The organism is Falsochrobactrum tianjinense (assembly GCF_019100495.1).
Taxonomy (GTDB): Bacteria; Pseudomonadota; Alphaproteobacteria; order Rhizobiales; family Rhizobiaceae; genus Brucella; species Brucella tianjinense.
In genome coordinates this window covers 47,853-71,551 of the sequence record NZ_JAHRVA010000004.1, presented here as the reverse complement: position 1 = coordinate 71,551, position 23,699 = coordinate 47,853, and the positions used below count along the sequence as shown (strand labels likewise).

The following is a 23,699-nucleotide window of genomic DNA, read 5'->3' as shown; positions in this document are numbered from 1 at the left end:
CCATTTCCTGATCCTGCGGTGAAGCAATATATGCGCGCAGGAGAGGAATAAATGCAAAGTTTCAAATTATCCGTTTTGGCGGCTTCGACAGTTCTGGCGGCGATTCCGTTTGGGAGCATGGCGCAGAGCCTGGCGGGCGAACAGGATGGCGTTGTTCTGGACACGATTGTCGTGACGCCGCTTCGCCGCGCGACTTCATTGCAGCGTTCTACATCGTCGGTGACGGTGATCGACCATGCGGAAATCGAGCGCTCCGCTGCCCCGGACCTGCAATCGCTGCTGCAACATTATAGCGGCATCAGCATCACGGCGAATGGCGGTCAGGGCTCGTCTTCCAATCTTTATATGCGCGGAATGTCGTCGAAGCAGACGGTGGTCCTGATTAATGGCGTGCGCACGGCCTCGGCAACCTCCGGCGCAACCGCGCTTTCCGGTATTCCCATGAGTGCTATCGACCGTATTGAAATTGCCAAGGGCGTGCATTCGTCGCAATATGGCGCTGACGCGATGGGCGGGGTCATCAATATCATCACCAAACAGGGTGGCGCCTGCGGCGATCGCCCGTGGTGTGGGAGCGTGACAACAGGCGTCACCCACCCGTGGGGCGGTTATACTTCCGGTTCCATACAGGGAAGCAGCGATGCCGGGGTTGATTATGCCTTTGGCGCAGCTGTAACGGGCACACAGGGTTATAATTTTACGATGCCGGACAAATCCGGCCACGATCCCGACCGCGACGGCTTCCTGCAAGGCTCATTCAACTTCGCGTTGGGCAAGGATTTCGAATGGGGTCGGATTTATGCTGATGGACTTCTAAGCCGTGGGCATAACCAATATGATGGTTTTTCGACCAATGAAGGCTATAGCACGAATTTTACCGGCAAGATCGGCACGCGCGTCGATCATACGGCGGATTGGTCCTCTACCATCGAATTGAGCAGCGGTATTGACAGCAGTCGTGACTATCAGAAAGGCAAATCCGGCTCCGACCGTTTTGAAACCAAGCGCTTTGGCGTTTTCGCGTCCACGCAAAAACAATTCGATACCGGCAAGCTATCACATATTCTGACCGGTGGGATGGAAGCCTATCGTGAAAAGGTGAATTCGACCGTCATTTATGACGAGACGAAGCGCGATCTGGCCGCTATGTTCGGGCAGTATTCGCTGGAATATGAGGCGCTGCGCTTTGATGGCGGGGTCCGCTACGATTATAATGAGCAATTCGGCGATGTCGTGACCTATAACCTCGGCGCGAGCTATGAAATCCTGCCGGATCTGGTGCTGCGGTCTTCTTTCGGTACGGGTTTCCGCGCGCCTACGTTCAACGAGCTTTATTATCCCGGCTTTGCCAATCCTGATCTGCAGCCGGAAAAGTCGCGTTCCTATGAAGTGGGGATCAACTGGCAGGCCAGTGCCGACACGAGCCTTGATGTGGCTTTTTATCAGACATGGTTGCGCGATGCGATCGCGAATGCCACGGGTGCAGACGGCCTCATGCGGCCATATAATATAGCGCACGCCCAAGTGAGAGGACTTGAAGCGACGCTTTCCCATCGTTTCAGTGAGCGGTGGGGCGCAAAAGGTTCCATCGATCTCAAGCGCCCGATAGATGAAGATACGGACAATGATCTTCCTTATCGCGAACGATTCAAGGCGAGCGCGGAAGTCAATTTCTCTCCGATCGACAAGCTCGACCTGACCGCAAGGGTGCTTTACGGCGGCTCGCGCTATACCAATGCGGCTAATTCGATCAAGCTTGAAAGCTATGTGACCGCCGATGTCATTGCGCTGTACAAGATCGACCAGCAGTCGCAGTTGAAGTTCTCGGTAGAGAATATTTTCGACAAGGAATACGAGACGACGTTGGGCTATATCGCGCCGGGGCGCAGCTTCAATATCGGGCTGACACGTAATTTCTGATTTGTATAGGCCACAGGAATGAAGAAACGGTCGGCAAAATGGAAAGTCAGGCTCGCCCTTGCAGCGGGCCTGATGCTGCATGGGCTACCGGCCGTTTACGCACAGGAGGCTCCCAAACGGGTCGTTTCGATCAATGTCTGTACCGATCAACTTGCGATCCTGCTCGCGCAAGATGGACAATTGCGTTCCGTATCGCGTCTGTCGCGCGATCCGCTTGTGTCGGTCCTGGCTGACAGGGCGGCGCTCTTGCCGTTCAATCATGCGCAGGCGGAAGAGGTTTTTCTGATGAAACCCGATCTGGTGTTTGCAGGGACATTCTCCTCACGCGCTACGGTCGGGCTTTTGCGCAAACTGGGTCTGCGTGTCGAGGAATTCGCGCCAGCGCGCACTTTCGAGGATATTTATGCACATATGGAACGAATGGGCGCGCTGCTGGGGCGAGAAGCGGAAGCTCGTGCGCAGATAACTTCGATGAAAGCAGCCCTTGCGGCAATAAAGAGGCCCGTCCATCGGCGCACCGTCGCTCTTTATTATGCCAACAGCTATACGGCAGGGCGTGGAACCCTGATCGATGAAGCGGTGCGGCTTGCCGGGCTTGATAATCTTGCGGACCGGGCCGGCATTCGCGGCTCGGCGATGCTGCCGCTGGAAATGCTGGTAATGGGAAAGCCCAACATGATCGTGCGCAGTTCGCGCGGACAGGCACCATCGCTGGCTTTCGAGAATTTCGAGCATCCGGCATTGCGGGCTCTTATACAAAAGGGGAAAGCTGTGGCGCTGAACGATAATCTTACGGTTTGCGGCGGCCCTTTCAGCGTTGAGGCTGTGGCCCAGCTTGCGGAGGCTGCGCGTGACTGAAACCGCCCGGTTCTATGCGTTGCTATCCGGACTCGTGCTGTTGGTGACCGCGCTTTTTGCATTATCGCTTTTGGTAGGCCCGGCTTCCATCACACCCACCCAAAGCATCAAGGCGCTGTTTACCGGACAGGGGGACGTGCTGGTTCTGGTGATGCGGGAAATCCGCTTGCCGCGTGCGCTGCTGGCGCTGATGATTGGCGCTTCGCTTGGGCTGTCGGGGGCAGCGCTGCAAGGCTATCTGCGCAATCCGCTGGCGGAGCCGGGCCTGCTCGGCGTCAGCGCGTCGGCTTCCTTCGGAGCGGTGATCGCCATCTATTCAGGGCTGTCGGTGCTGTTTCCTCTCGCCTTGCCATTGCTGGCTCTCATAGGCGCTTTGATATCGGTCTTCCTGGTCAAAATGCTGGCCGGGCAACATGCCGGTACATTGGCGGTTATTCTGGCGGGTGTCGCAGTTACCAGTCTTGCGGGAGCGATGACCGCGCTGGCGCTCAATCTTTCGCCCAACCCTTTTGCCGCCATGGAAATCGTATTCTGGATGCTCGGCTCGCTCGCCGACCGCTCGATGACCCATGTTATGCTGGCCGCGCCTTTTATCGTGGTTGGCTGGATAATGCTTTTCTCGCTTGGACGCTCGCTTGACAGTCTGACATTGGGTGCAGATGCCGCAGCGAGCATGGGCGTCAATCTTTCGCGCGTGCAGATGCTGGCAATTGTGGGCACGGCGGCATGTGTGGGTGCATCGACGGCGGTGGCAGGCGCTATCGGTTTCGTAGGGCTTGTCGTGCCGCATCTGTTGCGCCCGCTTGTCGGCGCGCGTCCCTCCCGGCTGCTTCTCGCCAGTGCACTTGGTGGGGCCACACTTTTGCTTGCGGCGGATGTTTCGGTGCGGGTTCTCATGCCGGGACGTGAATTGAAACTCGGCGTTCTGACAGCCATTGTCGGCGCTCCGTTCTTTCTGTGGCTCGTTTTTAAATTTCGCAGGCGGCTTGTATGAGTGTGCTTTCCGTAAATGGGCTCAATGTATCGCTGGGCCGGAAGCTGGTCCTGTCCGGTATTCGCTTTGAAGCGAGGCCAGGCGATTTTATCGGGCTGATCGGCCCTAACGGGGCCGGAAAGACCACCTTGCTGCGGGCTCTTCTCGGCCGTATCCAGGCCGAGGGTGAGTTCTCTCTCAATGGGCATGATCTGCATCGCATAAGCAGCAGCGACAGGGCGCGGGCTATTGCCTATCTGCCGCAGGAGCGCGATGTCGCCTGGCCGGTCTCCGTGAGGACACTGGTTTCTTTCGGACGTTCCGCTCTCAAGCCGGTCTTTGCCGGGGAGGATCCGGCAGATGCGGCATTGGTCGAGGCGGCCATGGAACGTATGGATATTGGCGGCTTTCGCGACCGTCCGGTCAATGAATTGTCGGGTGGCGAGAAAGCGCGGGTTCTGATTGCCCGCGTGCTGGCGCAGGATACGCCGGTCATTCTTGCCGACGAGCCGATTGCCGGGCTTGATCCGGCGCATCAATTGGCCCTCATGGATAGTTTCGCCCGACTAGCGAAAGAAGGGCGAACGGTCATTGCATCCCTGCATGAGCTTGGTCTCGCGGCACAATATTGCACACGGCTGATCGTTCTCGATCAGGGCAGGATAGTGGCCGACGGCGTGCCGGAAAGCGTGCTGACTTCCGAACTGCTGGAAAAGGTCTATGATATTCATGCCCATCTTATGAATATCGATGGCGAATTTATCGTGCACCCGAAGGCGCGCATCAGCAAATAGTTGAAGAGCAGTTTATCTGTCACGGTCTTTCCGCCCGGAGAGGCCGCTTTGGCTATTTCCGCGAAACCACAGCCAATTCCGGGCTATGCTTATATGATTGACAGAAGTGAGCATAAATGGAATTATAATTCTATGAAAATTTTCTAATGATTGTTTCGTTCTATTGAAGAGGATGACCAGGTTCAATTGCCGGGCCAAGCGACGGGAGGTCGCACCGGACAGGATCTGGCCATTGATGGGGGCACATCAATGAAACCGGCGGGGAGTGCCGGGCAGGGAGGAATGCATGAAACTTCTATTGAAATCGGCTATTGCCGGAGTTGCCCTGATGGTCGCACCATTTGCGACACATGCGGCGGATATCAATATTATTGTCGTCAGCCATGGTCAGGCGTCGGACCCGTTCTGGTCTGTGGTGAAGAACGGTGTGGCGGAGGCTGCGAAGGATACGGGTGTGCAGGTCGATTATCGCGCTCCTGAAACCTTCGACATGGTGCAGATGGCGCAGTTGATCGATGCGGCAATCAATCAGAGTCCGCAGGGCCTCGTTGTCTCCATCCCAGATGCCGATGCGCTGGGGCCGTCTATCGAACGGGCTGTCGCGGCTGGTATCCCGGTCATTTCGATGAACTCCGGTTCAGATGCATCCAAAAAACTCGGTGCCCTGCTGCATGTGGGTCAGGACGAGTTCGATGCGGGTAAGATAGCTGGGGAAGCGCTAAAGAAAGCGGGTGGCAAGAAGGGTATCTGCGTCAATCATGAGGTAGGGAACGTGTCCCTCGATCAGCGTTGCGCAGGCTTCAAGGAAGGGTTTGGCGATGTCAGCGTTCTGCCGACATCTACCGATCCGGCTGAAAACGAATCCAAAGTTCGCGCGGCGCTCGCTTCTGATGAGACAATCGATACGCTTCTAGCGCTCAACGCTACACTTGCAGGTGAGCCGGTGGTGAAAGCGGCTGCGGAAAGCGGCCGTGAAGGCATTCACGTTGCCACTTTCGACATGTCTGCCGGTTTCCTCGAGGCGGTGGAAAAGGGGCAGGCGGATTTCGCAATTGATCAACAGCAGTTTTTGCAAGGCTATTTGCCGGTGGCCTTTCTTGCGCTCAATGCAAAATATGGCCTGATGCCGGGTGGAAACGTGCCTTCGGGTCCGAATCTGATCACCAAGGACAAAGCAAAACAGGTGGTCGAGCTGGCTGCGAAGGGTATTCGCTAAACTCGATTTCAAATCTTTGGAATACAGTCCCGCCCATATGAATGGGCGGGCAGGGCAGCAATTTCCGTGCAGCACTGTGGGAGCACGGCAGAATCAAGTGCTGCATCCGTTTGAGGAGGATAAAATGAGCGAGCCGGTTTTTCCGCGTCCATCTGCCCCGGCATCTGCCAGTGAATCGCCTCGAAAAGCGGATCAGCAAGGGGCAGGTCTGCGGGATGAACGGCTCAGAAGCGCAAATCTTTTGCAACGCCTGTTGAGTCGTCCGGAACTGGGTGCAGTGTCGGGCCTTGTTCTCATAACGATTTTCTTCATTTCGACGGCTAATCCGGCCATGTTTACAGCGGCAGGCATCATGAATTTCATGGCGCCGGCGGCGCAGCTCGGCATTCTGGCGGTCGCCGCAGCCATGCTTATGATTGGCGGCGAATTCGATCTGTCCATCGGCTCAATGGTGGCGTTTTCCGGACTTATCTTTGCCGCTGCGCTTGTCGTCTGGCAGGTGCCTCTGGCTGTCGCCATCATTCTCACACTGGTTTTTGCCGCTCTCGTTGGCGCGGTCAATGCGCAGATCGTGTTGAGAACTGGACTGCCGTCCTTTATTGTCACTTTGGCCTTTCTGTTTATTTTGCGGGGCCTGTCTCTGGTGGGGCTGAAATGGGCGACAGGTGGCGCCACACAATTGCGCGGCGTCAAGGAAGCGGTCAGCGGAAGTTACCTTGCAGGGCTGTTTTCCGGCGATGCCTTTCAGAACCTCTTCGGCTGGCTGGCTGAAAAAGACCTGATTGGCAAATTTCCGAGTGGCCTGCCGACCGTAACGGGCGTTCCGGTCGAGGTTTTATGGTTCATCGCCATCGCGCTTTTTGCGACCTTCGTTTTGATGCGCACGCGTTTTGGCAACTGGATTTTTGCTTCCGGCGGCGATGCTCTGGCGGCAAGAAACTCCGGCGTTCCAGTGCGCCGGGTTAAGACGATTCTGTTCATGTGTACCGCGATGGCAGCTGCCCTCGTGGCGATTCTTACCGTACTGGATGCCGGTTCCACCGATGCGAGGCGAGGCTTTCAGAAAGAATTCGAGGCGATTATTGCCGCTGTCATTGGCGGCTGCTTGCTGACTGGCGGCTATGGTTCCGCCATCGGCGCGTTCATTGGCTCGATCATTTTTGGCATGGTGTTGATCGGGCTGACCTATACCCAGATCGATCAGGACTGGTATCTCGTTTTCCTCGGTGGAATGCTGCTGATCGCGGTTCTTTTCAATAATTTTATTCGCAGGCGCGCCACTGGCGAGCGGTGACAGGGAAGGATTGCCATGAGGACACCGATCATCGAAGTTCGTGATCTCGTCAAGCATTTTGGGCCAGTGATCGCGCTTAATGGCGTGTCTCTGACGGTCGAGGCTGGGCAGGTGCATTGCCTGTTGGGCGATAATGGGGCAGGAAAATCGACACTCATCAAGACCCTTTCGGGCGTGCACAAACCGACCAGCGGCGCATTTTTTGTTGAAGGCAAACCGGTTGCCTTCAACAGCCCGCGCGATGCGCTGGATCATGGCATTGCCACGGTCTATCAGGACCTAGCGATGATCCCGCTTATGTCGGTCATGCGCAATTTCTTCCTTGGGCGCGAACCAACAAAGGGCATTGGGCCATTGCGCTGGTTCGATGCACAATTTGCCGAAGATGTGACGCGCGAGGAAATGAAAAGGATCGGAATTGACGTGCGTGATCCGCAACAGGCCGTAGGGACGCTTTCAGGCGGGGAGAGGCAATGCGTGGCCATCGCGCGCGCGGTCTATTTCGGGGCCAAAGTGCTCATTCTCGATGAGCCGACATCCGCGCTCGGTGTGCGTCAGACCGCTATGGTACTCAAATATATCAATCTTGTGCGTGAGCGAGGTCTGGGTGTGATTTTCATCACCCATAATGTCCGTCACGCTCATGCGGTGGGTGACAAGTTTACCGTACTTAACCGGGGTGTGACGCTCGGAACGCGTATGAAGGATGATGTCGATATAGACGAATTGCAGAGCCTGATGGCAGGAGGGCAGGAGCTTGCCGATCTGACTTCGGAACTGGGCGGGCGCGTTTGACTGTATTTCAAGGCTTGGTTGAAAGTGAGCCTGCGTAACTGACAAAGAAAATGACCCCGGAGTATTCCGGGGTCATTATTGAAATCAGATTATTTTTGCATTTTGTGGTGATGGTTTTCCATCTTGCCCTTGCCGTGGCGGTCGTGTGCACCTTTGTGATGGAACTTGCCGCCAGCCCGCATTTCGCGCCGATCAAGCTTGCCATCCTCATTGCGATCAAGAGCGGCGAATTCCTTCTGGCGCTGCTTTTCAATCTCTTCCAGCGTTACCTTGCCGTCGCCATTGATATCGAGACGACGTTCCATCCGGTCGGCTGCGCGGCTGACAATGCGCTTGAGCGCCAATGCCTCGATTTCTTCGCGAGAGAGCGAACCGTCGCCATCGGTGTCGGCTGCCTTGATCTGTTCCATACGGGAGAATTTCTCAAGGTCGACGGGGCCGCGTTTGCCTTTTACACCGTCTGCCTGTGTAATGGATGCTTTTGTTGTAGAAGTTTCAGCGGTTTCCCCATTTTTCTCCTGAGCAAAAGCGGAAGTGGAAAGAAGAGCAGAAGCGATTGCAACAATATAAAATGTTTTCGATTGCATGATTATTGATCTCCATTACTCTATACAGGATTACCGTCAAATGACGTGAAGGTAACTTCAGCCATTTTAGGTGAACCTGATATGAACGGGCCGATTAATTATTCGTAATGTTAAAGTTGGCCCGTTTGGACTCGATCGGCGCTGCGTGCCAGTTGCCGCTCGCGCAATATGGAAAATAGCCCCGCGCCGACCACGACGATGGCGCCAAGAATGATGTTCCATGTAAGCCGTTCCTGAAAAATCAACATCGCGATGAAAGCGCCGATGACGAGTTGTAGATAGCTCAAGGGCTGCACTTCGCCTGCTTCGAGAATGTCGTAGGCCTGAATGAGGCAGTAATGGCTTGCTATGCCGCAGGCGCAAAGCGCGGCCATCCAGAACCAGTCGGCCGAGGCGATGGGAACCATATAGAAAATGCCAACGATGGTCAGCACTATGGCCCCGCCAATTCCGGTATAAAAGAAACTTGTCATCGCCGTATCGGATTTGCTGACAGCGCGGGTTGCAATGGCATAGACGGCAAACATAATTGTCGCGCTGAGCGGGAAAAGCAGGTTCAAGTCAAACTGGACTTCGACTGGATTGATAATCAGAAGCACGCCGAGCAGGCCGACAAATATCGCCGTCCATCGCCGCCAGCCGACTTTTTCACCGAGAAACGGCACGGAAAGCATGGTTATCAGCAGTGGACCGACCTGAAAAATCGATTGCGCCATTGCCAGGCCAACCCGGGTGAGACCGAAAATGAAAATCACAATTTCAGCCGCCAGAACGATGCCGCGAAAAATCTGCAAGAACGGGCGTTTTGTTGAAGCGGCTTTGGCAATTCCGCCCGAACGCATGGCGAGCAGAATTACGAAGGCCGCGAAAGCCCAATATCGTACCATTGTGATGAACACTGGCGAATAATGGGTGCCGAGATATTTCGATACGCCATCTTGGGCGGCGAAGATTGTAACTGCAAGAAGAGCGAATGTGTAACCACGGCTTTTGGACATCATTAAGCACTCATAGTCCTACCGCAGTGGTTACGCTATATCGATTTTAGATAGGAGCCTTATTAACTGCTAAATCCTTATGATTGCTTACATGCCTGACGCATGGCCTTGGTCAGTTTTTCTTGTGTGCCAGACGTTCCAAGCAAGGCAGTCACGTCAAGCGACCTTGTGGATGCCTGTCTCGATCCATCATATTGTGGGGTAGAGGATTTTTATGGCAAAGAACTGTTTGGTTGGAATCAATACGAAGTCATGGCCGAGCATCTTGGCCAAGCTGTCAGGCCGCTTCATTCTCTTGATTTTGCCGTGCCAGAAGGTGCCGCCGCGCCGCGCATCATCGAGACGGCCTTGCGGAAATCAGCGGAAATTTTTTAATTAAAAGGAGAAAGTGGTGGGTGATGTAGGGATCGAACCTACGACCCGCTGATTAAGAGTCAGCTGCTCTACCAACTGAGCTAATCACCCACTCACTTGACCAAGGCAGCGGCCCCGGTGAAGTGAGCGGTTCTATACCGGCCTCTTTCCGGCCTGTCCAGCCTGCAACCGCAAAAAATACAAAAAAAGTGCATAAGCCTTTATATCAGCCGTGAAATGCGCTCGCAGGCAATGCGATAGGGCGTTGTATCTGTTCTTTTCATGCAGATCATTCGGAGAACAATGGCATTTTGATTCTTTAATGAAGTATTTTTTGCACGACCGCATTGTAAGTCGTGGACTCAGCTTCCATATTCTCAAAGGCCGGTTTTAACGTGTATCAGATGATGCAATAGGGGAATCAGCGGCTTTTCTTTGATCGGAATCATCAGCGCCGCAAATGTCGCAGCCCTGTCATCAATTATTGATGCTTGTCTGGGATGCTTGAGCATATAAAAGACTTGATCGGCAATTATGTTAATCGCCAATCATGAACATGTTGTAAGCGCTTGTAGAACGCATACAGACGGGGGGCATGCACCGGATTGTCCTCGTTTCCGAAAATCTGAAGTGGGCTAAGGTGACAAGGCGACTTCGTAATCCGGGTTGCGGCATTTTGAGGACGGAATGGAAAGCATAATCAGCGATCTCGGACAGTTCATTTCCGATCATCGGGCATGGGCGGGGCCCATCGTAGGCGTGATAGCCTTTGGCGAATCTCTCGCTATCATTGGAATGTTCATTCCCGCAACTCCCATCATGATTGCCATTGGCGGCCTGGTCGGTGCAGGTATCGTCGAACCTATTCCGGTCATTATAGGTGCGATTATCGGTGCCGTGATCGGGGATATTATTTCCTATTTCATCGGCTGGTGGCTGGGCCGCAACATCATCCACAAATGGCCACTCAATAAGCACCGAAGCGGTGTGGCGCGTGCTCGCCTGCTGTTTCGTCGGTACGGTTTCATGGCTGTGTTTCTCGGGCGATTTTTCGGGCCCGTGCGATGTACGGTGCCAATGGTGGCCGGCATGATGTCGATGGACCAGACGCGGTTCCAGACGGCCAATGTGCTGTCCGCCGTTGTCTGGGCACCGGTCATGTTCCTGCCGGGCTGGCTTGCCGGGCGCGGCGCTGGCGTTTTTGCCAGAATGGATGGCGACCATATGTTCTGGTTTGCCATCGGCATCACTATCGCGACTATCATTATCACAGTCATTGGGATGCGGTTCTTCAAGGCGCGACCCCGTCGCGAGCGTAAGCGGCGCATTCACATTTCTCCGGCTGAATAGCATATGTTCTTGCGCGGGAGCGGCGTGTCTGCAAATAATAAAGAAGAACCAAGTGTTTCATCGAAGCTCGGCACCCGATGCAGGTTAAAGGCTTCCTGCGTGCCATTTTAGAAGGTTGATCGCGCTTTATGCCCGACGACAGTTCTGACGATTCATCTTCGCGAAGTCCCACTCCCTCTCCGGGAGCCTTGGGCCTGATTGATCTTACGTGCTTTTCCGCCGAGCGCCGTTTCTTTTGGCCGGACCGTATCGATTCGGCCCGGAACGAAGCCGTTTGCGGCGGATTTGCCATTTTTATTTTTTCTCACCTATAGGAGCCGACATATCATGGATTGGTCCATGGACTGGATTGCCGACCCCAATGCCTGGATAGGACTGGTGACATTGGTGGTGCTTGAGATCGTTCTCGGCATCGACAATCTTGTCTTCATTGCGATTCTGGCCGATAAACTTCCTCCGCATGAGCGCAATCGTGCACGCATAGTCGGTTTGTCGCTGGCGCTCCTGATGCGTCTTGTGCTGCTTGCTTCGATCTCCTGGATTGTGACCCTGCGCGAGCCGCTGGTGACAATATTGGAGCTTTCCTTCTCTGGACGCGACATCATCATGTTGATCGGCGGTCTCTTTCTGCTCGCCAAGGGCACGATGGAGCTGCATGAGCGCCTCGAAGGAGAGAATGGCCCGAAAAGCTCCCGTGTTGTGCATGCCGTCTTCTGGCAGGTCATTGTGCAGATTGTGGTTCTCGACGCGGTCTTCTCGCTCGATAGCGTGATTACCGCCGTGGGCATGGTTCAGCATCTTCCGGTCATGATGATCGCCGTCATTATCGCGATCGCCGTGATGATGCTTGCTTCAAGGCCACTGATGGATTTCGTGAACAAACATCCAACAGTGGTGATTCTCTGCCTCGGCTTCCTGATGATGATCGGTTTCAGCCTGATCGTGGAGGGTTTCGGGTTCCATATTCCAAAGGGTTATCTCTATGCCGCGATCGGCTTCTCGGTACTTATCGAGGCTGCCAATCAGGTGGGACGACGCAATCGCGAAAAACTGGTCACGACGAATGATCTGCGTGAACGCACAGCAGGCGCGGTTCTGCGCCTGCTGGGCGGCAGCCGCGATGAGAAACCGCTTTCGGATACGGTCGATGTAATTGCCCAGCAGACGGCGGCGAATGACGTCTTTTTGCCGGAAGAAAAGGAGATGATCCGTGGCGTCCTGGATCTGGCGGAGCGTCCCGTACGCTCGATCATGTCGCCACGCAATGAAATCGAGTGGCTGGATCTTGATGAGGACGAAAGCGAAATTCATCAGGCAATCCGGGAACTGACACATTCACGCGTTGTCGTGGCGCGACGTCAGGTGGACGAGTTTACCGGCATTGCGCATGTCAAGGATCTGTTACTCTATATGAGCGACAAGAAGCTGATCGACTGGGACGGCGTGGTCAAGCAGCCGCTGGTCGTGCATGAAAACGCCAATGTGCTGCGGGTCATGGAGCAACTGCGCGTATCGCCGGTACAACTGGCTGTGGTCGTGGACGAACATGGTTCGTTTGAGGGCATCGTGACACCTACAGACGTTCTCGAAGCCATCGCTGGTGAGTTCCCCGATGAGGATGAAGAGGCTGCGGTAGCCGAATCTGACGGTCAGGGTGGCTATCTTGTTGATGGCTTTGCCGATATTCGCCGCCTGAGCGGGCTTTTACGTCGTGATCTGGTGGATGACGGCGACCGCTACACCACGCTTGCCGGTTACGTGCTCTGGCATCTGGGCCATTTGCCGCTTGGCGGTGAAAGCTTCGTTGCGGACGGCTTTGAATTCAAGATCGAAGCCATGAATGGCCGCCATATTGAGAAGGTCCGCATTACGCCTGTATCCGATTACGAGGTGTAGGCGATATGGTTTTGCGAGCATCTACCCGGTGCTCGCAAAATATTTCACCCTGCAATCTTCGATAAACTATGTCGGATATTGACTTTGGAGCAGAAGCCTTCAAAATTAACCTGTCGTTCACTATTGCGGCAAAACGCGATAATGGAATGGCGGTGCGAACAGGAGGCGGTGCATGCATAGTTTGCGTTTCTTTGCTCAAAGCATGAAAAAGGCCGTGCTATCAGCTACAGCTTGGCTTGAGAAGCCCTGGACGGGGATGAAACTCAATGCTGAGGAAATCGCAGAGCGGCGCCGCAACAGGCTGGAGCGAGGTGAGCATAACTTTCTCTGGTGCTGGCAGCACCGCGGTTTCTGGTAGAACTGGAGCGCCGCGCCTTTCCTGAAATATCGAATTATCAATCCTGATCCGGAAGCTAGGAGTGAAAGCTTCCGGCGTCCGTTTCCTGATTCACGCTTCCCCCAAAGAGCTTTTTCCTGTTTGCGTTAGTGGCTCCCGACTGAGGGACGATGTAAAGATGCTACCTTCGGGCCAGTGAGTAAAGCCACTCGCGACATTGATATGACCGGCGTGACCGATATCTACAAAACCGGATCCCCATATATGCGCAAGCGCTTGCGCCTTGGCAAAGCTCATATATTCATCGTCGCGGCTTGCCACCACGATAGAGGGAAAGCCCAGTTCTAGACGCGACAGCGGCGCGAAGCTTATGAAGCGCTCATCTCTGCGAGCCATCGTTTCGGCATCCGCCGGGGCTACCAGCAGCGCGCCTGCGACATGGGCCGCAGCAGGGCGGCTGGCCAGATGCGAAACGAGAGCGCAGCCAAGACTATGGGCGACCAGAACTGCACCGGGGCTTTCGGCGAGTTTTGCTTCCAGCGCATGCATCCAGTTGGACAATACCGGATAGTGCCAGTCGTCCTGTTCGACAAGAATCGCTGATGGGTCGTCGTGCAGCCATTGACGCTGCCAGTGGCCTGCTTCCGACCCCTTGTAACCGGGGATAATCAATGTTGCAGGCATTCGTTAGTTCCTCTTGGAATAAGCCTTGGGAGGTATATTCCAAGATAATGGTTCAAGTGCACGTTATAAGAAAAATAAATTCAAATATTGCTGATATAGTGAAAATTATACCTCGTCGGGTGCGGTTCATTTTTGCTGCTTTTCATTCCAGCGCAGGACGAATTGTGATTTCTCGAAGATAAGAACCACGATCAGCGAAATGGCAAAGGGTATCAGAAGATAGAGCAGGCGAAAAACAATCAGTGCAGCCAGCACATCGGCCTGATCCATATCCGGCAATCCGGTGAGGAAGACCAGTTCGAGCACGCCTAGTCCCCCTGGCGCGTGTGAGATCAGTGCCGCTGAAAAAGAGACAAGGAAAATTCCGAGAATGATCAGAAAACCCGGATTACCAGCCTCTGGCAGCGCAAAGTATATGATGCCGGCTGCGCCGATCAGTTCCAGTGGGGCGACGATCAGTTGCTGGGTGACGACTGATAAGCGCGGATATTCCAGGCGGAATTTTCCAATTTGTAGCGGGCGCAATTGCAGCCAGCTTCCGAATATATAAAGCAATATGAAAGCCAGCATGACCAGCGCGATGGCGATGGAAACCGCTGGCGTTAGCTCCTCATTGAAGCGCATGAGAATATGCGGCTCCAGAAGCAGAACGATACTGGATGTGATGATGACGCCTAGCACGAAGGTAAATGAGCAGAAGGCTATCAGGACTGCAATTTCACTGCCGGGCATGCCTTGCGATGAATAGGCGCGGTATCGTACGACAGCACCCGAGACCACAGAGGCACCGATATTGTGCGAAAGGGCATAGGTGGTGAAGGAGCAAAGAGCGATAAAAAGCCAGGAGATTTTGCGGCGCAGATGAAGCAGCGCGATACGATCATAGCCTGCAAGCGAACTATAGGCGAGCAAAGCGGCGGCTGATGCCAGCAGCCAGTGATGCGCGCGGATCGCATAAAGACTATCTATGACATCATCAAGTGAAATGCTGCGCAGCTCGCGATAGAGAAGCCATGCGGAAACAGCGACTGCGCCCAAGCCTATGACCGGCCAGATATAATCCTTGATTTTCATTAATCGGCCACCGCACCTTTATAAATAGCCGGGCATGAGGTCATCATGCCCGGCTTGAGGGTCACTTCTGCGTAATAGCCGTCTCCTCGGCGGCTTTGTGGGCGTCCTTGTGACGCTGCCACCAGTCGCCGAGCAGAAGAAGGATCGGAGCCGCGATGAAGATCGATGAGGAGGTCGCGATCACGATGCCGAACAGCATGGGCACGGCAAAATTGTGAACGGCGCTACCGCCCCAGATCGCCATGGGCAGCATGCACAGGAAAGTCGTGAGCGATGTATACACACAACGCACGAGCACCTGATTGATACTTATATCGATGATTTCACGCAGCGGTTTGGACTTGTAGAGCCGCATGTTTTCACGCATGCGGTCATAGACCACCACCTTGTCATTGACCGAATAGCCGATGCTGGTGAGTAGGGCTGCAATGGCAGTCAGGTTGAAATCGAGCTGCATGAGCGCGAAAAAGCCTACCATTTTGGTTGTATCGAGAATGAGTGTCACAATTGCGCCCATCGCGAAGAACCATTCGAACCGCCACCACAAATAGACCAGCATGCCGAGAGCCGAAAGCACGACGGCGATAAAGCCGGAGCGCGCCAACTCGCCCGAAACCTTCGGCCCGACAACTTCGGTACGCTCGATCTTCACGCCCGGATCGAGTTCAGTTACGGCTTCGCGCATCTTGTTGACGGCAATCGTCTGCGCTTCCTCGCCCCCTTCCTGGCGCTGGATACGGATCAGCACCTGACTGGGGCTACCTGCTGTCTGAAGCGCTACTTCTCCCAGTTCTAGCGAGCCGAGTTTCTGGCGCAATTGCGCCAGATCGGCTGGTTGGGAGGTGGTGATTTCCGCCTGAATGCCGCCCATAAAGTCGATGCCGTAATTAAGGCCGGGCTTGAGAAACAGGAAAATCGACGCGACCGACAGCACGATGGAAACACCGATGCCGAAGAAGCGCGCATTCATGAAGCTGATGCTCGTCTTTTCCGGCACGAATTTCAGGAAAGGCTCGATACGGAGCACCTTGAGCTTACGCTTGCGCACAAACCAGGCCATCGCCATACGAACCAACGTCACATCCGTGAACATGGAAATAGCGATACCCAGCATCATGGTGATCGCGAAACCGCGAACCGGCCCCGTGCCGAACATGAAGAGCAGCAATGTCGAGATCAGTGAGGTAACATTGGCGTCTACGATTGTCGCAAAAGCGGCATGGAAGCCTTTATCGAGCGCTGCCATTGCGCCCAGGCCTTTGCGCGTTTCTTCACGGATACGCTCATTGATGAGAATATTCGCGTCGACCGCGATGCCGATACCCAGAATAATACCCGCTATGCCGGGCAAAGTCAGCGTTGCTCCAATAAGGCTCAATGCTGAAAAGGTCAGCAATGTATGCAGCAGCAACGCCACATTGGCAATCGTTCCCCAGACGCCATAAAGCAGCTGGATGAAGACGGCTACGAGAACAAAGCCGATGATACCGGTTATCAGGCCCATTCTGATGGCGTCGCCGCCCAGATCGGGACCGACAGTGCGTTCTTCGATAACGGTCAGCGGTGCAGGCAGGGCGCCTGCACGCAAGAGGGCAGAGAGAACGACCGTGTCCTGAACCGTGAAGCTGCCGCTGATCTGACCGGAGCCACCAGTGATCGGCTCGCGGATGACCGGTGCACTCAAGACCTTACCATCGAGGACAATGGCGAAGGGACGGTTTACATTCTTGGTGGTGATATCCGCAAACTGACGCGCACCGAGGCTGTCAAAGCGGAAGGAAACGATCGGCTCATTGGTGCGCTGGTCGAAGCCGGCGCGCGCATCGGTGAGGCGCTCGCCGGAAAGCGCGACCTGATCCTCGATCGGATACTTGATATTCGGATCCTTGGAATCAGGCAGAATGCTCACACCGGGCGGCGGAGTATCGTTGGGGTTGGCGTCCGCGACCATGTGGAAGCTCATCTTCGCAGTACTGCCAAGAAGCTGGCGAAGCTCGGCCGGGTTCTGAAGACCGGGAAGTTGAACCACGATGCGGTCGGAACCGACGCGCTGGATCGACGGTTCGGCAACACCGACCTGGTCGACGCGCTGCCGGATGATTTCAAGGCTTTGCTGAAGCGCGGAATCGAGACGGTAATTGAAGCCAGCCTCGGTCAGTGTCAGGCGAACCTGATTGTCGTTCGACGTTACGTCGATATCATTGATCGCGGTTCCGAATCCGCTGGTATTGACCTGCGAGATCAGCGTACGCAGGGCCGCATCGGCTTTTGCGCGCTGCTCGGCATCGGGGATCGTAACAATAACGGAATCGCCTACGGCGCGGATCGACTGCGGCTGGATGCGTTCCGCGCGCAACTTGCTGCGGGCGTCATCAAGCACTGCCCGCATGCGGTCCTTCTTGAGACTTGCCGCATCTACTTCCAGAACGAGATGGGAGCCGCCGCGCAAGTCGAGACCAAGCGTAACCTGCCGTTTGGGGAACCAAGAGGGCAGCGCGTCGAGATGCTGTTGAGTGAAAAAGTTGGGCAAGGCGATAATGACGCCAATCAGAACGATCAGGCCATATAGCACGGCGACCCATTTTGAAGTACGCATGAGTTCAGGTTCCGGAGCTTGCGCGTCTATAAATTTCCATTAAAAAACAGGGTTTTATGACGCAATTCTTGTGAAATGATTCAGGATTGGTTCCGGCCAATCACATTGAAATGATTCAGATGGCCGGAGGCGGCGCCCGCGCGCTCGCATGGTAGCTAGCCGTGATTTTCAAGGGGCGGAGAATGGCTGCCGTTTCGACGGGCCCCGAATCGTAAAATGCCATATCCGCAGACCGGGCGAGGAGACCGTTGCTGTTTCCGCCCGGATAGGCCACTTTGATTTTTGTCGAGGCAGCTTCCACGAGGATTGCCCGTATGGTCTGCGAGAGGGATGCGGATTGCTGGCGCGGGGGGATTGCAGATGTGTCTTCAACCTGCTGTGCCGTGTTATTCCGGGGAATGTTACGAGACGACTCATCGCTTAACGCTGCGAAATCCACGGCGAATATAACGGCTGCAAGCGAAAGGACGCATGTCACAAACAGCATGAAGCCATGCTGTCGGTAACGGTCGGCGTGCCAATGCCTTGTGTTGATGCCGTTAATCAAACGCCCGGACTTCCCTTTGTCATTGCGTAGTAATGAGCTGATTATAACACTCTTTGCGAATCCTCATTAACCATTTGTGTCCACACGAACAAGGAAATACTGGTGAAGAGGTCTATCGTGGCATTATTCGTATGGTTGGTGGAAACAGATATTTCCAGGTGGAAGCGGCTTTGTCGCTTCTGGGACCTGCCTTATGTTGGAGCATCGGACTTGAAACTGGCAGAGTTCAAATTGGCGTATACTTCAAGCTTGCGCATTCTCGCATTTGTCGTGCTTTCTGCATTTTTCAGCGGCCTTGCAGACGTACAGGCTCGGGACGCTCCGGCGCAAGGGGTCGTGCAGCAGCAAGGGCCTCAACTCGACGATCTCAAGCAGCAAGCGAAAGCCATCGCTGATCAACTGCAACAGCCAGCAAGCAGCGACGAGACGCTGGTCAATTTCAGATTGCAACTGGACGGGCTTTCCAAGAGACTGCTGGATACGAGCGATACTCTTCGCCACCGGCTGGCGGAAATCAACCGCCGGATGGAGCAACTCGGCGCGGTTCCTTCCTCCGATACGTCTGCGGAGCCAGCTATTGTTACGGAGGAACGTTCTCGCCTGAGTGCTGAAAAAGCGGAAATCAATGCGGTATTGGGCGACACGGAAGACACATCGCTTCTTGTAAAACAAATGTTTGCCAAGGTGAGCAATTTGCGCCGTGAGTTATTTACCGGCACATTGTCGCAGCGCGTAGATCTCGATTCCGCACTTGGTTCGCGGGTTGTTACGGCCGCAAGAGACCAGTTTGCCGAGCTTGGTGCCATCCTGGGTTCATGGTGGCGCTTTGTTATTACTTTCAAGCTCAATTCATTTCTGGCCGCAACCTTTTTCGCTTTCGCAGCCGCGCTAATTATACAGCGTGGCGCGCGGCGGGTTTTGGGGCCGCTTTATAAGCGGGATTCAGCGATTGAAGCGCCGCCCTATCTGAGCCGTCTGTCAGTCGCCTTCTGGTCCACCGCGATTCCGTCCGGCGCGGTCGGTGCCTTTTTCGCGACAACATACTTTTTCTTCAGTTATTTCAATATATTGAGGCCTGATATTGCAGATCTGCTGCGATCGCTTTTTATCGTTCTCGGTATTGTCTTTTTTATCAGCCGACTGGCTTTCGCCTGTATCAGCCCTTATATGCCAGCATGGCGACTTGTACCCATTGCACCACGACCGGGCCATTTTCTCGTTTGGCTGATAATAGCGATAGCGCTGGTGAATGGAGCCGATTCCTTCTTTGGCGAAATCAATCGGGTGCTTACCGCGCCACTCTCGCTGACCATGGCGAAAAGCCTGATCCTGACGCTGGTGGTCAGTCTTCTCATTCTCATTGTGGCTTTTCTCAAGCCGGTCGAGAAGGAGGACGGCGGCGTGCGACCATGGTCGCATGTGTTCCGAGCGTTTCTTGTTCTATTGGGGTTGCTACCGATTATGGCAGCCTTGCTGGGTTTTATCGGGCTGGCACGTTTCATTTCGCAACAAATCGTCGTTACAGGTGCATTTCTGGTGGTCATGTATCTGGGCTTACTGACCGGGCGCGCCATTTCAGAAGAGCAGGCTTTCGCCTCCAGCCCGGTCGGGCGCATGATGCGGGAGCGTTTTCATTGCGATGAAGCGACACTTGACCAGCTCGGCTTGATCGTTGGCATCTTCATCAATTTTGCAGTCGCATTGATCGGCATACCGCTGGTGCTCATGCAGTTTGGCTTCCAGTGGGCCGAACTCAAGAACAGTTTTTATCATCTGCTGACGGGTTTCCAGATCGGCAGCATTTCCATTTCGCTGATGGGATTGCTGACTGGTCTGGCGCTATTCGTTATCGGTTATCTTCTCACGCGCTGGTTTCAGAATTGGCTCGATAGCAATGTTATGGCACGCGGACGGGTCGATGCGGGCGTACGCAATTCGATCCGCACGGTGATCGGTTATGTCGGTCTGGTGCTGGCCGCGCTGGTCGCGGTGTCTGCTGCGGGGTTCAATCTTTCCAGTCTGGCGCTGATCGCGGGCGGACTTTCCCTCGGTATCGGTTTTGGCCTGCAAAACATCGTCCAGAATTTCGTTTCCGGCCTTATTTTGCTGGCAGAGCGCCCGTTCAGGGTCGGCGACTGGATTGAAGCCGGAGGCGTCAGCGGCATTGTCAAGAAGATCAGCGTCCGCGCGACGGAGGTGGAAACCTTCCAGAAACAGTCGATCGTGGTGCCCAATTCCAGTCTGATCAATGGTAATGTCGGGAACTGGACCCTGCGCAACAAGCTTGGGCGTATCGATATCAATGTGCAGACCGGTTATACGGAAGACCCCCGGCGCGTCCATATGCTGCTTATGGAGATTATACGCAGCCATCCTTCGATCCTGAAAAACCCGGAACCGTTTGTAGCGTTCCAGAATATGACGGATTCGCTGCTGGTGTTCGATATTTATGCCTTTGTTGCAGATATCACCGCAACCGGGGGCATCAAGAATGAACTGCGTTTCCAGATTGTCGAGCGGTTCCACGCCGAGAATATCCATCTGGCATCGTCATCGACGACATTGGTTCTCGATGCTCGCGAGATCGAGAAGCTGCCGGAGCCGCCTGAAAAGGAAAGCGCCCCTTCTGCCAAGGCGCGTCGCGTTGAATAGCAGTCACGCGACACGCTTTAGAGCGCGTTTCGATCTGACTCAATCAGATCGGCGCTCTAACTATTTGTTTTGACCGCGCATCTTGTCCGAAAGCCGCTTCACACTTTTCGGGATGCGCTTTATTATTATTCCAGCGGTTCTTCAGCTTCGCGGCTTGAGGTTCTCCGGGTCGTAAAGCGGCTTATAGCCGATGGAGACCACTTCGACCGGATAGGTTTCTCCAAAATATTCCACGCTGAGCTTGCGGCCTTCCTGACAATAGGCGCAGGGCAGATAGGCGAGCGCGATATTTTTGCCGATGCTTGGACCATAGGCAATCGAGGAAGTGTAGGAGCGGCGACCGAGTTTATCGACCAGCGTTTCTCCCGTTTCCGGATCCATCACTGGCAAAATGCCGACCGGATAGCGGGCAACGCCATTGGAATCCACATTTTCGGTCATCACCAATGTACACAGCATGGCCGGCTGGTGATCGCGCGCCTTGTATTCGAGGTGCTTTGCCTTGCCCCGGAAGTCGGCTTCCTTGACCTTGGGGCGAGCGAGATCAGCTTCGAGCAGATTATATTCGGTGCGCAGATCAGCATTCTGGAGGCGCAGGCTTTTTTCCATGCGGCGGGTATTGGCGTAGGTTTCGACGCCAACCGCAATCACGCCCGTCGAGCGCAATGCATCCCAGACGGCAAGGCCGTCCTCGTAGCGCATATGCAGCTCCCAGCCCTGTTCACCCACATAGGAAATGCGGAAAGCAGTGACATCCTTGCCCGCGATGCGGATCGGCTTGATCGCCGCAAAGGGGAAGTTTTCGATATTCAGACCGTCCGGCTCTTCGACGACTTTTTTGAGGTTCTCGCGGGCATTCGGCCCCCAGATGCCGATGGTTACATATTTTTCTGTCACATCGGTAATGGTGACGTCAAAGTCCTTATCCTGCGCCACGCGCCGCATATAGTGGTAATCGCGCGGGCCTGCATCGGCACCATTGATCATGCGAATACGATCGGTCATGCGAATAGCGGTGAAGTCGGCGCGCACCATACCCTCATCATCGAGGAAATGCGTATAGATGCCCTTGCCGATATTGGCGTCGCCGCCGATTTTTGCGGCGCAAAGCCATTCCATCAGTTCGACATGGTCGGGACCTTCAATGTCATACATAGCGAAATGCGAGAGGTTGATGATGCCGCAATCCTCGCTCAGCGCCAGATGCTCGGCATTGGATACGCGCCAGAAGTGGCGGTTATCCCATTCATCCTTGCGAAGGGGAACGCGGTCGCCATATTTTTCCAGCAGATGTTCATTGGCGGCGTAGCCATGCGCGCGCTCCCAACCGCCCAATTCCATGAAATAGCCGCCAAGCTCTTTTTCCCGCTCATAAAAGGGGGAACGGCGAATGTTGCGACCCCGTGAGAAAGGCTCGCGCGGGTGTACAGCCGGATTGTAGACCTTCATCGCGGTTTCAGTGCAGCGCTCCTCGATATATTGCTCTTGCATCTGGTGAGGATAGAAGCGTGAATAGTCGATGGCATTATGGTCGATCGCCGTGCGACCGTCCGTCATCCAGTCGGCAAGCAGCTTGCCCATGCCGGGCGCGTCCTTGACCCAGATCGCAACCGCATACCAGAGACCGCGCACTTTCTGGCTTTCGCCGATAGAGGGGCCGCCATCGGTCGTGACCTGAAGGAAGCCGTTGAAGGAATGGCTTTCATTATAGCCAAGCTCACCGAGGATGGGCGTCAGTTCGATAGCGCGTTCCAGCGGCTCGATAACCTGCTCCATGTCGAGATCGCGCTGCGACGGCGAAAGACGGGCTTCGTGCTTTTCCTGAAGCTCGCGCGGATGGCACAGGCGCGGATTGGTTTCTTCATAATAGCCCCACTCGATCTGCCCGCCTTCGGCGCTTTTGGGATCGCCAGTGTCGCGCATATAGGCCGAATTGCCCTGATCGCGCAGAAGCGGCCAGCCGATTTCCTTGCCGGTGCCTGCAAATTCATTATAGGGGCCGAAGAAGGTCAGCGGATGATCAATGGGCATGACGGGCAGATCTTCGCCCACCATTTCAGCGATCAGACGTCCCCAAAGCCCCGCACAGACGATAACATGATCCGCCTTGATGGTTCCGCGATGGGTGACGACGCCCGTGATGCGGCCATTCTCAACGAGGAGAGACTGCGCGGGGGTATTGGCGAAGCTCGTGAGCTTTCCCGCAGTTTCGGCCTGATCAATGAGCTTGCCTGCGACGGTCTGGGACCGCGGAATAACAAGTCCCGCATCGGGATCCCACATGCCGCCCTGAACCATGCTTTCTTCGACGAGCGGGAATTTTTCCTTGACCTCGGCTGGTTCCATCAGGCGGGCGCGGGTGCCGAATGCCTTACCCGACACGACCTTGCGCTTGAGTTCATTCATGCGCGCATCGTCGCCAACACGCGCCACCTCGATGCCGCCAATGCGCGCATAGTGGCCCATTTTTTCAAAGAAATTGATCGAGTAGAGCGAGGTCCAGCACGAAAGGAAGTCGTGACTGGTTGCATAGCAGAAATCGGAGGCATGGGCAGTCGACCCGATATCGGTCGGAATACCGGACTTGTCTATGCCGACAATATCGTCCCAGCCTCGTTCGACGAGATGATGGGCGACCGATGCGCCGACAATCCCGCCCAATCCGATGATGACGACTTTTGCCTTCTCAGGAAATACTGCCATTAGATGCGACCTTAGTTTGCAAGGAACAAAACTGACGAGACCATAGTGGCTGGCAAGGGGCGACAATTGTC

General features: G+C 54.8%; 19 protein-coding genes and 1 tRNA gene. 12 read left to right on the top strand and 8 right to left on the bottom strand.

Translation table 11 applies throughout. The features are described from left to right. The first annotated feature begins 51 nt into the window (after nucleotides 1-51). From KUG47_RS10260 to KUG47_RS10230, 7 genes are all read left to right on the top strand, one after another. Nucleotides 52-1,920: a TonB-dependent receptor domain-containing protein gene (locus KUG47_RS10260; protein WP_217677878.1), complete on the top strand. Its 1,869-nt coding sequence runs from the start codon at nucleotides 52-54 to the stop codon at nucleotides 1,918-1,920. A gap of 18 nt (nucleotides 1,921-1,938) precedes the next feature. Further along, complete coding sequence (locus tag KUG47_RS10255; protein ID WP_217677877.1) at nucleotides 1,939-2,778, top strand: ABC transporter substrate-binding protein; 840 nt, start codon at nucleotides 1,939-1,941, stop codon at nucleotides 2,776-2,778. Further along, nucleotides 2,771-3,772: a FecCD family ABC transporter permease gene (locus KUG47_RS10250; RefSeq protein ID WP_217677876.1), complete on the top strand. Its 1,002-nt coding sequence runs from the start codon at nucleotides 2,771-2,773 to the stop codon at nucleotides 3,770-3,772. The genes KUG47_RS10255 and KUG47_RS10250 overlap by 8 nt, the downstream gene beginning before the upstream one ends. Next, complete coding sequence (locus KUG47_RS10245; protein ID WP_217677875.1) at nucleotides 3,769-4,545, top strand: ABC transporter ATP-binding protein; 777 nt, start codon at nucleotides 3,769-3,771, stop codon at nucleotides 4,543-4,545. Before KUG47_RS10250 ends, KUG47_RS10245 begins: the two co-directional genes overlap by 4 nt. A gap of 286 nt (nucleotides 4,546-4,831) precedes the next feature. Then, nucleotides 4,832-5,761 carry a sugar ABC transporter substrate-binding protein gene (locus tag KUG47_RS10240; protein ID WP_217677874.1) on the top strand — a complete coding sequence of 310 codons (930 nt, stop codon included), beginning with the start codon at nucleotides 4,832-4,834 and terminating at the stop codon, nucleotides 5,759-5,761. 124 nt (nucleotides 5,762-5,885) lie between these two features. After that, complete coding sequence (locus KUG47_RS10235) at nucleotides 5,886-7,055, top strand: ABC transporter permease (RefSeq protein ID WP_254799498.1); 1,170 nt, start codon at nucleotides 5,886-5,888, stop codon at nucleotides 7,053-7,055. A gap of 15 nt (nucleotides 7,056-7,070) precedes the next feature. After that, a complete protein-coding gene (locus KUG47_RS10230) occupies nucleotides 7,071-7,850 on the top strand; it encodes an ATP-binding cassette domain-containing protein (RefSeq protein WP_217677873.1) in 780 nt (259 codons plus the stop codon). Between the two features lie 89 nt (nucleotides 7,851-7,939). Here KUG47_RS10230 and KUG47_RS10225 read toward each other — a convergent pair whose 3' ends face one another. Together KUG47_RS10225 and KUG47_RS10220 are read right to left on the bottom strand one after the other, a co-directional pair. Beyond that, nucleotides 7,940-8,437 (bottom strand): EF-hand domain-containing protein, encoded by a 498-nt coding sequence (locus tag KUG47_RS10225; protein ID WP_217677872.1) that lies wholly within the window; start codon nucleotides 8,435-8,437, stop codon nucleotides 7,940-7,942. Nucleotides 8,438-8,547: 110 nt separating this feature from the next. Beyond that, on the bottom strand, nucleotides 8,548-9,438 hold the full coding sequence (locus tag KUG47_RS10220; RefSeq protein WP_217677871.1) for a DMT family transporter: 891 nt from the start codon (nucleotides 9,436-9,438) through the stop codon (nucleotides 8,548-8,550). Nucleotides 9,439-9,537: 99 nt separating this feature from the next. On the opposite strand from KUG47_RS10220, the gene KUG47_RS10215 reads away from it, so the two are divergent. Then, complete coding sequence (locus KUG47_RS10215) at nucleotides 9,538-9,810, top strand: hypothetical protein (protein WP_217677870.1); 273 nt, start codon at nucleotides 9,538-9,540, stop codon at nucleotides 9,808-9,810. A 14-nt stretch (nucleotides 9,811-9,824) separates the two neighbouring features. Here KUG47_RS10215 and KUG47_RS10210 read toward each other — a convergent pair. Beyond that, a tRNA-Lys gene (locus tag KUG47_RS10210) sits at nucleotides 9,825-9,900 on the bottom strand. 576 nt (nucleotides 9,901-10,476) lie between these two features. On the opposite strand from KUG47_RS10210, the gene KUG47_RS10205 reads away from it, so the two are divergent. From KUG47_RS10205 to KUG47_RS10195, 3 genes are all read left to right on the top strand, one after another. Further along, complete coding sequence (locus KUG47_RS10205) at nucleotides 10,477-11,139, top strand: DedA family protein (protein WP_217677869.1); 663 nt, start codon at nucleotides 10,477-10,479, stop codon at nucleotides 11,137-11,139. A 327-nt stretch (nucleotides 11,140-11,466) separates the two neighbouring features. Further along, nucleotides 11,467-13,035, top strand: a complete 1,569-nt coding sequence (locus KUG47_RS10200) for a TerC family protein (RefSeq protein WP_217677868.1) — start codon at nucleotides 11,467-11,469, stop codon at nucleotides 13,033-13,035. 172 nt (nucleotides 13,036-13,207) lie between these two features. Beyond that, nucleotides 13,208-13,393: a hypothetical protein gene (locus KUG47_RS10195; RefSeq protein WP_217677867.1), complete on the top strand. Its 186-nt coding sequence runs from the start codon at nucleotides 13,208-13,210 to the stop codon at nucleotides 13,391-13,393. 90 nt (nucleotides 13,394-13,483) lie between these two features. Here KUG47_RS10195 and KUG47_RS10190 read toward each other — a convergent pair whose 3' ends face one another. The 4 genes from KUG47_RS10190 to KUG47_RS10175 all read right to left on the bottom strand — a co-directional run bounded on the left by KUG47_RS10190 (nucleotide 13,484) and on the right by KUG47_RS10175 (nucleotide 18,273). After that, nucleotides 13,484-14,056: an alpha/beta hydrolase gene (locus KUG47_RS10190; RefSeq protein WP_217677866.1), complete on the bottom strand. Its 573-nt coding sequence runs from the start codon at nucleotides 14,054-14,056 to the stop codon at nucleotides 13,484-13,486. Nucleotides 14,057-14,182: 126 nt separating this feature from the next. Then, the gene (locus KUG47_RS10185) at nucleotides 14,183-15,130 is read right to left on the bottom strand and encodes a lysylphosphatidylglycerol synthase domain-containing protein (protein ID WP_217677865.1); all 948 of its coding nucleotides are present in this window, start codon (nucleotides 15,128-15,130) and stop codon (nucleotides 14,183-14,185) included. Between the two features lie 61 nt (nucleotides 15,131-15,191). Continuing rightward, nucleotides 15,192-17,726: a protein translocase subunit SecD gene (gene secD, locus KUG47_RS10180; protein ID WP_217677864.1), complete on the bottom strand. Its 2,535-nt coding sequence runs from the start codon at nucleotides 17,724-17,726 to the stop codon at nucleotides 15,192-15,194. Between the two features lie 115 nt (nucleotides 17,727-17,841). Continuing rightward, complete coding sequence (locus tag KUG47_RS10175; protein WP_217677863.1) at nucleotides 17,842-18,273, bottom strand: hypothetical protein; 432 nt, start codon at nucleotides 18,271-18,273, stop codon at nucleotides 17,842-17,844. Between the two features lie 270 nt (nucleotides 18,274-18,543). Here KUG47_RS10175 and KUG47_RS10170 point away from each other — a divergent pair, with 270 nt between their 5' ends. After that, complete coding sequence (locus KUG47_RS10170; RefSeq protein WP_422718083.1) at nucleotides 18,544-20,925, top strand: mechanosensitive ion channel domain-containing protein; 2,382 nt, start codon at nucleotides 18,544-18,546, stop codon at nucleotides 20,923-20,925. Nucleotides 20,926-21,066: 141 nt separating this feature from the next. Here the strand turns inward: KUG47_RS10170 and KUG47_RS10165 are convergent, their stop codons facing one another. Then, entirely contained in the window at nucleotides 21,067-23,628 is a 2,562-nt protein-coding gene (locus KUG47_RS10165) for a GcvT family protein (RefSeq protein ID WP_217677861.1), read from the bottom strand. Nucleotides 23,629-23,699 lie beyond the last annotated feature (71 nt).

Coding starts and splice junctions, on each gene's coding strand:
- KUG47_RS10260 (WP_217677878.1), top strand. CDS start 52: ATGCAAAGTTTCAAATTATCCGTTTTGGCGGCTTCGACAGTTCTGGCG.
- KUG47_RS10255 (WP_217677877.1), top strand. CDS start 1,939: ATGAAGAAACGGTCGGCAAAATGGAAAGTCAGGCTCGCCCTTGCAGCG.
- KUG47_RS10245 (WP_217677875.1), top strand. CDS start 3,769: ATGAGTGTGCTTTCCGTAAATGGGCTCAATGTATCGCTGGGCCGGAAG.
- KUG47_RS10240 (WP_217677874.1), top strand. CDS start 4,832: ATGAAACTTCTATTGAAATCGGCTATTGCCGGAGTTGCCCTGATGGTC.
- KUG47_RS10235 (WP_254799498.1), top strand. CDS start 5,886: ATGAGCGAGCCGGTTTTTCCGCGTCCATCTGCCCCGGCATCTGCCAGT.
- KUG47_RS10230 (WP_217677873.1), top strand. CDS start 7,071: ATGAGGACACCGATCATCGAAGTTCGTGATCTCGTCAAGCATTTTGGG.
- KUG47_RS10225 (WP_217677872.1), bottom strand. CDS start 8,437: ATGCAATCGAAAACATTTTATATTGTTGCAATCGCTTCTGCTCTTCTT.
- KUG47_RS10220 (WP_217677871.1), bottom strand. CDS start 9,438: ATGATGTCCAAAAGCCGTGGTTACACATTCGCTCTTCTTGCAGTTACA.
- KUG47_RS10215 (WP_217677870.1), top strand. CDS start 9,538: ATGGCCTTGGTCAGTTTTTCTTGTGTGCCAGACGTTCCAAGCAAGGCA.
- KUG47_RS10205 (WP_217677869.1), top strand. CDS start 10,477: ATGGAAAGCATAATCAGCGATCTCGGACAGTTCATTTCCGATCATCGG.
- KUG47_RS10200 (WP_217677868.1), top strand. CDS start 11,467: ATGGATTGGTCCATGGACTGGATTGCCGACCCCAATGCCTGGATAGGA.
- KUG47_RS10195 (WP_217677867.1), top strand. CDS start 13,208: ATGCATAGTTTGCGTTTCTTTGCTCAAAGCATGAAAAAGGCCGTGCTA.
- KUG47_RS10190 (WP_217677866.1), bottom strand. CDS start 14,056: ATGCCTGCAACATTGATTATCCCCGGTTACAAGGGGTCGGAAGCAGGC.
- KUG47_RS10185 (WP_217677865.1), bottom strand. CDS start 15,130: ATGAAAATCAAGGATTATATCTGGCCGGTCATAGGCTTGGGCGCAGTC.
- secD (WP_217677864.1), bottom strand. CDS start 17,726: ATGCGTACTTCAAAATGGGTCGCCGTGCTATATGGCCTGATCGTTCTG.
- KUG47_RS10165 (WP_217677861.1), bottom strand. CDS start 23,628: ATGGCAGTATTTCCTGAGAAGGCAAAAGTCGTCATCATCGGATTGGGC.